This window comes from Phocaeicola faecalis (assembly GCF_021730445.1).
Lineage (GTDB): Bacteria > Bacteroidota > Bacteroidia > Bacteroidales > Bacteroidaceae > Phocaeicola > Phocaeicola faecalis.
In genome coordinates this window covers 55,935-65,065 of record NZ_JADNRM010000021.1, presented here as the reverse complement: position 1 = coordinate 65,065, position 9,131 = coordinate 55,935, and the positions used below count along the sequence as shown (strand labels likewise).

Below are 9,131 nucleotides of genomic sequence, written 5' to 3'. Positions count from 1 at the left end.
GGTAAGAAAGACAGGAGGATTCGGAATATGAGAAATAGATGCGGATTAAAGTTTTTGTCGGGAGTGGTGGCGGCTGTCCTGCTGTGCCTCGTCATGGGAGGATGCCAGAAGGAGGCTATCGACAGTGATATGGAAGGGCACTGGGAGTTGGTGGAATATACAACGGCAGCTGACGGCAAGGTGCATGTGTGTAATCGGATTTATTACAGTATCCAGCTGTGGGTGGTGGAAATAGCAGCCAAGCAGAGCGGCACACCGCACAAGCCGGTCATCGGACGGTTTGAGCATGAGGAGAATGGAAATGTGCGGATGAGGGACTTCAAAGGAAGAAAAGCCACAAGCGATGATAAAAAGGATGTCACNACAGAGTTTGAAGTGGTGAAGGCCAACGGAAAGGAGTTGATTTTGAAATCCGATTATGCTACACTGATGCTGAAAAGGTTTTAGCATAAACGAATAAATTCAAAGGAAATGGCATTTCTCAATTAAAATATGTACATTTAATCATATCCATCCATGATATTTTAAAGCGATAACGTCTGCTCTTACATAAACAGACGTTATCGCTTTTATTTTATCGGTCCGTATTGATAATACCGCTTTCTTTATCTACATTATTCAGCTTCTTATTTCCCGCTTTATGTTTGCGTCCGAACTCGATGCCGTAAGACAGACGAAGCATTACCATTTGTCCGGCTTCTTTCACGTATTGCCAAGAATGATAAGGAGCTATCCGGCTGATGCGCTCTTCGCCCGTCCGGTAATTGTTGGTGAAGGGGAACATGATGCCGGCTCCCACCTGAAAGTTCTGGCGTGCATAGGCAAGCATGAATACGGTCTGGTTCTCCCCTTTGCGGATGGTCTCGCCGTAAAGAGCATTCTGGAACTTACGATACTGCCCCATCAGCATAAAATGACGATATTGTAATGAGAAGAAGGCATTGCAATAGAAATTGTCATAACGGTGACTATAGTTCTTTCCGCGTGACCATGTATCGGTGTATCCGGCAGAAAGGCCCAGTGACATAAAATCTTTCAGACTGCCGATGCTCAGGGAGTTGACGTTTACACCAAGCTCGAAGTTCAAGTCTTGGAAATATCGCTGGTTCTCGTCCATCATCACCAACTTTCCATCTTCTACATAAAGACTCTCCATGATGGGTTTGTCATAATAATTATAACGGGCACTGAAGTTTATTCCTACTTTCTTGAAAGAAAGATTATAATTCAATGAATTGGAGTATTTCCGGAATGTCTTCAACAGAGGATTTCCGCGAACAATCTGGATGGTGTCCAATGCCTGTTCCACATCGGTGAGCGAGCTGAGCGAAGGGATGGAGGGGCTGACATTGAAACGGTAACGGAGGAAACCGGCTTTGTGTAAGTTCAACCCTAAACGTATGGTAGGGGTGAAAGTGAAATACTGATGGTCTTCCCCACTCTCTTTAAACCAGGCACGTGTCATCCCCACACTCCCGGCGTAAGTGAAGTCTTTCACTTTTCCCTGCAGTTCAAAGAATGCGGAGGTCTGGGCTTGATTCATCTCGGACAGAATCGGATTGGTACCCGTATATGTGTTTTCCGCACGCATCTGATAGTGACGCGCACCGGCACTTAGCTTTATATTCTTAAAGGATTTGTCGTAAACCACTTCACCGATAACCGAACGCTTCTTTCCGTCCACATAGGTCTGAATGCCTGCCAAATCTTCGTCAGCACGAGTATATTCGTTGTAATCCCGATTGCTGGTGGTATTAATCAGCGTTCCTGTCAGGTTGACTTCCAAACTCTGGTCGTGGGGCATGACGAGCTGATAGTAGAGGTCTAACGATGGTGAATAACTGGAAGTGTGTGTCCTGGACTGCGAGAAGATATAGTCTGTGCTGCCCGGGGTGGACATACGATTGAGCTGGTTATTGTAAGGTACGTTTTCTATGCTATTGCGGAAAACAGCATTGAAAATATACTTGTCGGACTTGGTCAGGTTATAGCTCAAATTGATGTCATTGTGCAGGGTAAGGCGTTCGGAAGCATCGTCCACTCCTTCCTGTACACGGTCTATCACTTTGTCACCCAACTCGTAATGTTCGGTCAGTTCTTTGCGGTAGTGATTTTTTGAGTTCTTGTTGAAGTAGTCAATGCCCCACTCCGAATTCTTATAGTTGAACTTGCCCGATACAAAGTTCTCTCCCCACAGTACATGAGGAGAATCGGTGGCCTGAAGATTGATACGTCCACCTGTCTCGCGTTGCTTTAAGATGATATTGACCACAGCTCCCAAATTTTCATCGCCGTAACGCTTACCGGGGTCTTCGATATATTCGATACGACGGACGTCTTTGGCACGAACAGCTGCCAGCTCACGCGAGGTCACTTTCACACCATTGATACGAACCTGCACGCTCCCTCCGCCACTGACACTCATGGTATTCATCAACGGGTCTACCTGCAAGCGGGAAATCATCATATTGTTCAACAGGTCATAGGCGCCAAAGGAGCGCTTCAACTGGCTCTCGGTAGGCAGGATAATCTGACGGTCGATTTTCTGAGTGATATTGCTGGCAGACACCGTTACTTCGGCTAAGGCTACGGAGTTTTCCTGCAAAACCACCTCTCCTATCTCTATGTTTTTCACCAGATTCTTCAGTTCTATCCCGACCGGCATATAGCCGACATAGGAAATGGAAAGGAGGTAATCGCCTTTCTTTAATCCCGTCACGACAAAGTCTCCTTTAGTGTCGGAAGTAGTTCCGGTGACCAAAGCGGAATCCGGGGTCAACACAGAAACGGTAGCAAACGGAACAGGCTCGGAAGTAGTCTCAAACACTCGGCCTTTAATACTGATGTTCTGTGACCAGGATGTTGTGGCAATCAAGGTCATTAACAGTAAAATAAATTTCGTTTTCATCATGGTTTGCGTATTTAACAGTTTATAAATTTAAAATACAAAGGGCTTCCCCTCTCTGTCAAAGAAGGTATATCCATCTTATTATCTGATATTTAGCTAATAATACAGAAAAGGACTAAAGGGCAACATTCAATCCGTGAACTAATGCATACATCTTTACACAAGTGCCAAGTATAAAGAGCCCTATCATCGCCCATATCGCTTTTGCCGCATATTTCTTCATAGGCTTTATTCTTTTTGCTTTTTATATCGTTCTACTATTTCCTCTATGCTGATACCTAATAAGTCCATCACTCTAAACGTATCTTCCAACTGGGTTTCAAAGAAATCTTTCTTCTGCAGTTTCATCACTTTCTTTCCTGCATCTTTTGCCAGATAGAACCCCATACCCCGCTTGGGATATATAATTTCTTCGCTTTGCAGGAATTCATAAGCTTTCAGCACCGTATGGGGATTGACTGCCAGAAGAGCAGCCAACTCGCGGACGGAGACAACACGTTCCTCGGGCTTCCACTCCTTTGTCAACACCTTGCTGAAACAGAAGTCTACAATTTGTTGATAGATAGGTTTATTGGTTTTAAAATCCATTGTATCATACCTCCTTTTCACGTAAAATAAAATAAGCCGCTACCCACGAGGATATGATATAAAGAATGGGGAAAAGGATATTCCCGGCATCAAGCAACATCGTATCCGCAAAAGACAGAGGATAATTACACTCTGCATAGGAGGCTATATTCCACATTGCATAGCCTTTGGTATCTTCGGGTATCATAAGACCAAAGAGTTTGACTATCAGTACAAACAAAAGCATAAGGACTCCCAAAACGCCAAAAGACTTCAGCAGATTCTTACTCTTGAAGCAGACACACCCCACAAAGAAAATCGGTTGAACAAGGCATAACATTCCAATATGGTCCACACGAACGGAGGTGACAAAGGAAGTATCCGATGCCAAATGCTGTAGGTAGGGAACACCACTCAAACCGAACAGTCCGTTGAGCACCTGCATCACCAGCCAGACAAAGACAGGGATGACAACAAGGTATTTCAACCAGATATGAAGAAACTTTTCCAATGTGGTAGAGGGTAAAAGAATGTCAAATATAGAGTTACGCTTATTAATGGAAGGCTCAAGAAAGCAGGGAGCCATTATCAATAACATCAAAACAAATATGACAGCATGATGTCCGTACGTCTGCTGGACGGCCATATCACTGTTATTGTTAAAATCTACCAATATGCAAATAAAATAGATAATGGCAGTCAGAGCAGCCATCACACCCAAATGGATACGAGTCTCCCGCCATTTATTCTTCTCTAACAGGATAAATCTAGACAGGCTAAACATAGGTAGTCCTCCTTTTTTTAGAAAATAGTTCACGAATGCGGTCTGGATTTTGCAGAACAGCTTTATAAAGTAATTCCAACTCAAGAGTAGTTTCTTCTCCTATCTCATTTTCTACCACTGATGCATATCCCCAAACTGTCTGATGGGAATACAAAGCCTGTGCTGGCAGGGCATCTGTGCGGGCGAATAGCAGACGGGAAGTGATTTCTTCTACCGAACTGTCAAGCAATACCCTATTCTCACCCAAGATGACAAGATGGTCGAACAGATTCTCAAAATCACTCACCTGATGAGTGGAGATGATAAGGCATTTGTCATCGGAAGCTGTACGTGCCAACATACGCTTTAATGCCAAACGCGAAGAGATGTCCAATCCGTTGGTGGGTTCATCCAACAATGTAATCGGGGTATTGAGGGATAATAAATAGGCAAGCATCGCTTTCCGCTGCTGTCCGTAAGAAAGTCGGGAGAGCTTTTGGGAAGGTTCCAACCCGAACTCTTTCAAATTCAATTCCAACACTTCTTCACTGAAATCGGGATAATAAGGAGAGTGATAACGGGCAAACGATGCAATGCTTGTCGAAGGCATTCTGAAATCGGTAGGCAGAAAGGCCAGCAGACGCATTGCTTCCGGCATACGATAACAAGGTTCGTAAATGTTTTTACCGGCCTGCAAGAATATTTGCCCGGACTTTGGAAAAAGCAAACCGGCTATCAGATGAAGCAAAGTGGTTTTACCAACTCCGTTTTCACCTAACAGCCCATAGATGCCTGTATGTATATTCAAAGAAATATGGTCTAATACCTGCTCCTTTGATTTATAATAAAAATCTAATTCTCTGATACTTATCATTAATAATAGGTGTTTTACTTATATAACACACTAAAACTACATATTTTCTTCTATACAAATGATAAGTCTTCTTCTATTTTATCTTTATTTAACAGAGAATATTCTGCTAAAAGTTCATCAAATCATTCAGAGCCTCACTCATACTGGGATGTGTAAAGATGAAATCGCGAAGGAATGTATAAGGCTGATTGGTCTTCATTGCCATGGCCACACTGTTGATTACCTCGCCGGATTCAGGGCCGAACAGAGTACATCCCAAAATCTGATTGGTATCTGCATCTGCCACTACCTTAAACAGGCCGGCCGTATCTCCCAAAGTACGTGCACGAGGAATAGCCGCTACAGGAAGTTTGTTGACTTTAATATTCAGCCCTTTCTGCCTGGCCTCCTCTTCACTCAATCCGATACGCGACAAAGGAGGGTCAATAAAGACAGAATAGCTCACCGGTTCACGGTCGTTCAGATTCCGTCTGCCATTGCCGAATAAATCTTCACGGATAATACGGTAATCGTCCAATGAGATATAGGTGAACTGCAAACCGCCCTTCACATCCCCTATCGCACGGATATTGGGATTGGTTGTCCTTAAATGCCCGTCTACAATGATAGCGCCACGCTCGTTTACCTTCACTCCAGCCGCCTGTAAATTCAATCCGGCTGTATTCGGTTTTCTCCCTGTCGCCAACAATACGGCGTCAGCCTCCAATGAATGCAGTTCACTGTTCACCGCATCCCGGTAGACTACTTTCCCTTCATGGATTGATTGCACTTTGGCATTCAGACAGAATACAATGCCTTTCTTTTCCAAAGTTTCCTTCACAACGGATGCGATATCCCTGTCTTCTCTGGAGATTAACTCGGAATTGCCTTCCAGCACCACTACCTGCGAACCGAACGAAGCAAACATACTCGCAAACTCCAGACCGATGTAACCGCCACCTACAATAATCAGTTTTTCGGGCAAATCCTTCCGTTCCATAATGGAAGTGCTGGTATATACTAACGGATTATCCTTCACTCCATCGATAGGCGGAATAATAGTCTCCGCACCTGTATTGATATAAATCCGGGGAGCCTGCAACTGCAAGGTCTCATCATGCGTCACCACTTCCACCACATCCGTACTCACAAAAGAACCAATACCTGTATAGACCGTAACATGGGGATTGTCTGCCAGATTATGATAATTCTTCTGACGCAAGAAAGAGGTTACCTCTTCTTTTTGAGCGATAGCCTGAGCATAATAGGCTTTCTTTTCTTCCCACGACGCCTTTGCCGGAGCCAGCTTTGCCTGATGAACCAATGTCTTTGTAGGGATGCATCCAATATTAATGCAGGTACCTCCATACATCTTATCGGAACGCTCAATAACAGCCACCTTTTCATTTCTTTTGGCCAACTCAGCAGCCAATGTTTTACCGCCTTTGCCAAAGCCTATTATTATTGCATCATATTGCTTCATAATCTTACTTGTTTTTAGTGGGAGGATTATTCTTTATTTTGTTGTTTTAATATCGCCCGGGCCGAATCCGACAGCACGACAAGCGCACCTGCCAGGATAGCCGTATCTTTAATAACCAAACGGCCGGCACCTGTCAGCAAAGGAAAACCATGTTCACCGCTACCTAAGTCGGGAACCCATACTTCGGGAGTCGTCACAAGAAAAGACAGCGTTCCCAATGTCATGATAATAGCCAAGCCTGCACCTATCAAACCGATTTTCGGAGAGAAAATACCCAAGAAGGTAAGAATGCCAATGGTCATAATCAAAATGCCCAATCCATGAGAAAAACCATAGGTGTTATTCTCTTCATGCCATTGATGTTTGGTCTCATTAAACTCGCCTTCTTTCAATTTATACTCCTTATATTCGGGAGCACTCTTAGTATAAAAGAAGCTCATAAAAGGACTGTTGGCCACAAAAGGCACAATGCCTTCGGCCTCATAATTCCAGAATTTCAAACCGCCAATCCACACGAATATCACCAGAATTGCCACACGAATCAGGTTAATACCTAACTTTTGAGTTGAAGCTGCAATCGTCAGAAATGCAGTAAACAGAGAATTTAATTTTGCCATCATTTGCTTTATTTTTTTAGGATTTAACTTACACTGCAAAGGTCGGCAGATTTTCCCATCAGTGAAATGGCAATTCTGCCGTATCAGTTTGCAATTATTCCCTCTTTCTCTTTTTTCCGGTATTCGGAGATACTTTCCTTCGCCATTTTTCTAAAGAAACGGCTGAAAGCGGCCAAGTCTTCAAAGCCTAATATCTCACCTATTTCTTTTGCGCTCTTACTGGTGTAAAGCAACAAGCGCTTGGCTTCGGCTTCTATCCTCTCATGAATAATGCGCAACGGAGAAGGCAAACCATAGGCAGCAAACAGATTGGATAAGGTTTTTGGAGAGCGATAAAGCATTTCGGCATAGTCCTGCACCTGCTTCTTTTCCTTATAATGATTGTCCACCAACACATAATACTGGCGGATAATGTCAAAGCTCTTTTCCTTATCCTGCCCCACATCCAACTTCTCACGGGCTATGCGGGTGCAAGTAATAATGAAACGCTTCAGAATGATGCGGAGCATCTCTTCTTGCAGATTGTCTTTAATACCGAATTCACCAGTGAATATATCAATGATGCTTTTCAATTGTTCCGACTGAGCCGAAGAGAGCTGCAAGCGCATGATGTGGGACGAACCATGAAACAGGAAACCATTACATGATACCTCATTGTCATGCCCGTAAATGCAATAAAAATTGCTATTGAACAAGAAGGTGAGATATTCACCCTCCACCTTTTTCACCTCTACATGATGCAAAGGAGTAAGCGAAATTATTTCATCTTTTTCAAGGTGCATCACCACGTGGTCTACTTCTATATCTAGTGTGCCACTTTGTACCCATACAAATTTATACAAGCTTTTATCACGCTGGAGAGCAGTATCCTCATGATAACGGTAAGTCATCGCTATATTGCCATTGAGCGGTGTGTTAAAACGGTATTCCATAATTCATAGTTTATTGTCGGTATAAATATACGCATACTTACTTTAATAAAGAAGAAGACAGGACAAAAGATTCATATCCTATCTTCTCCACTTGCTTACGAGAACATTTATTTAACGTGAGTTCGGCATAAGAATTTATAGAAAGAAGTCCGGTTGCCAGATAATACTCTATCATCCTTACCTTTGAAAAGCAATTAGACTCCATACATAAAGCCAATCGGCTCTTGATATATTCGTTAGTTTCTGCCATCGATTAATAAATCAGTGCCAGAAACCAACAAATCAGTGTCACTGTTTACCAAGTCGACGGCAATGATTAATGAATATAACGGTGCGCTGCAAAGAATGTATCAGCTCGCCGGAGGAAATACCTATCGTTCCGTTTGGTTTATTAAACTGAAATCTTGTGTGTTACTGTGGAGACTCCCTCCCCCAAAAAACACTTATCCCGGACTCACGTTATTTAGAGTTTAATAAAGTGTCGTCAATCATCTTTTTCAGTTCAGGTTTCGGCAACGCCCCCTGTGTTACAGTCGGTTTTCCACTCTGAGGAATCCATAACAAAGTCGGTATGCTCCGTATGCCGAATGCGCCGGCCAATTCTTCTTCCTTATCTACATCTACTTTATAAATATAAATCTTTCCATCATATTCTTTCGCCAACTCTTCCAATACAGGAGCCAATGCCTTGCAAGGGCCGCACCATGTAGCATAGAAATCGACAATCGCCGGTTTGTCGCCTTCATACTTCCAATCATTAGGATTGGCTTCATAGTTATATACTTTCTTCAGAAACTCTGCTTTGGTTAAATGAACAATTTCCATATTTTCTCCTTTCATGTTTTGATTTTTACTTTCCTTATTGCCTGCACAGGCTGTTACTGTGAATAACAAACTAAGGGCGGTAATGGTTGATTTTATTAATTTCATATTTATCTGTTTTTATCATTTTTCTGATATTGCAAAATTAGTCACTTTCCATGGCCCCAAAAATGGCAATTTCGCCAT

Annotated in this window: 10 protein-coding genes; 1 reads left to right on the top strand and 9 read right to left on the bottom strand. The window is 43.0% G+C overall.

The window, feature by feature from the left end:
- The first annotated feature begins 27 nt into the window (after window positions 1-27).
- Window positions 28-447, top strand: a complete 420-nt coding sequence (locus IR173_RS16035) for a lipocalin-like domain-containing protein (RefSeq protein ID WP_449580538.1) — start codon at window positions 28-30, stop codon at window positions 445-447.
- A gap of 127 nt (window positions 448-574) precedes the next feature.
- Here IR173_RS16035 and IR173_RS16030 read toward each other — a convergent pair whose 3' ends face one another.
- The 9 genes from IR173_RS16030 to trxA all read right to left on the bottom strand — a co-directional run bounded on the left by IR173_RS16030 (window position 575) and on the right by trxA (window position 9,053).
- Window positions 575-2,911, bottom strand: a complete 2,337-nt coding sequence (locus tag IR173_RS16030; RefSeq protein ID WP_237040525.1) for a TonB-dependent receptor — start codon at window positions 2,909-2,911, stop codon at window positions 575-577.
- 225 nt (window positions 2,912-3,136) lie between these two features.
- Complete coding sequence (locus IR173_RS16025) at window positions 3,137-3,496, bottom strand: GntR family transcriptional regulator (RefSeq protein WP_237040524.1); 360 nt, start codon at window positions 3,494-3,496, stop codon at window positions 3,137-3,139.
- Between the two features lie 4 nt (window positions 3,497-3,500).
- Window positions 3,501-4,259 carry a hypothetical protein gene (locus IR173_RS16020; RefSeq protein WP_237040523.1) on the bottom strand — a complete coding sequence of 253 codons (759 nt, stop codon included), beginning with the start codon at window positions 4,257-4,259 and terminating at the stop codon, window positions 3,501-3,503.
- Window positions 4,252-5,112 carry an ABC transporter ATP-binding protein gene (locus IR173_RS16015; RefSeq protein WP_237040522.1) on the bottom strand — a complete coding sequence of 287 codons (861 nt, stop codon included), beginning with the start codon at window positions 5,110-5,112 and terminating at the stop codon, window positions 4,252-4,254. Before IR173_RS16015 ends, IR173_RS16020 begins: the two co-directional genes overlap by 8 nt.
- A gap of 106 nt (window positions 5,113-5,218) precedes the next feature.
- Entirely contained in the window at window positions 5,219-6,574 is a 1,356-nt protein-coding gene (locus IR173_RS16010) for an FAD-dependent oxidoreductase (RefSeq protein ID WP_237040521.1), read from the bottom strand.
- Window positions 6,575-6,600: 26 nt separating this feature from the next.
- Window positions 6,601-7,194, bottom strand: coding sequence for a DUF417 family protein (locus IR173_RS16005; protein ID WP_237040520.1), 594 nt, complete (start codon window positions 7,192-7,194; stop codon window positions 6,601-6,603).
- An 80-nt stretch (window positions 7,195-7,274) separates the two neighbouring features.
- On the bottom strand, window positions 7,275-8,123 hold the full coding sequence (locus tag IR173_RS16000; RefSeq protein ID WP_237040519.1) for an AraC family transcriptional regulator: 849 nt from the start codon (window positions 8,121-8,123) through the stop codon (window positions 7,275-7,277).
- A gap of 37 nt (window positions 8,124-8,160) precedes the next feature.
- Window positions 8,161-8,373 carry a hypothetical protein gene (locus tag IR173_RS15995; RefSeq protein ID WP_237040518.1) on the bottom strand — a complete coding sequence of 71 codons (213 nt, stop codon included), beginning with the start codon at window positions 8,371-8,373 and terminating at the stop codon, window positions 8,161-8,163.
- Window positions 8,374-8,582: 209 nt separating this feature from the next.
- Window positions 8,583-9,053 (bottom strand): thioredoxin, encoded by a 471-nt coding sequence (trxA, locus tag IR173_RS15990; RefSeq protein ID WP_237040517.1) that lies wholly within the window; start codon window positions 9,051-9,053, stop codon window positions 8,583-8,585.
- Window positions 9,054-9,131: the final 78 nt, after the last annotated feature.

What these genes read in the sequence shown, in the direction of transcription:
- IR173_RS16025 (WP_237040524.1), bottom strand. Translation starts at nt 3,496, where the DNA reads ATGGATTTTAAAACCAATAAACCTATCTATCAACAAATTGTAGACTTC.
- IR173_RS16005 (WP_237040520.1), bottom strand. Translation starts at nt 7,194, where the DNA reads ATGATGGCAAAATTAAATTCTCTGTTTACTGCATTTCTGACGATTGCA.
- IR173_RS16010 (WP_237040521.1), bottom strand. Translation starts at nt 6,574, where the DNA reads ATGAAGCAATATGATGCAATAATAATAGGCTTTGGCAAAGGCGGTAAA.
- IR173_RS16030 (WP_237040525.1), bottom strand. Translation starts at nt 2,911, where the DNA reads ATGATGAAAACGAAATTTATTTTACTGTTAATGACCTTGATTGCCACA.
- trxA (WP_237040517.1), bottom strand. Translation starts at nt 9,053, where the DNA reads ATGAAATTAATAAAATCAACCATTACCGCCCTTAGTTTGTTATTCACA.
- IR173_RS15995 (WP_237040518.1), bottom strand. Translation starts at nt 8,373, where the DNA reads ATGGCAGAAACTAACGAATATATCAAGAGCCGATTGGCTTTATGTATG.
- IR173_RS16000 (WP_237040519.1), bottom strand. Translation starts at nt 8,123, where the DNA reads ATGGAATACCGTTTTAACACACCGCTCAATGGCAATATAGCGATGACT.
- IR173_RS16020 (WP_237040523.1), bottom strand. Translation starts at nt 4,259, where the DNA reads ATGTTTAGCCTGTCTAGATTTATCCTGTTAGAGAAGAATAAATGGCGG.
- IR173_RS16015 (WP_237040522.1), bottom strand. Translation starts at nt 5,112, where the DNA reads ATGATAAGTATCAGAGAATTAGATTTTTATTATAAATCAAAGGAGCAG.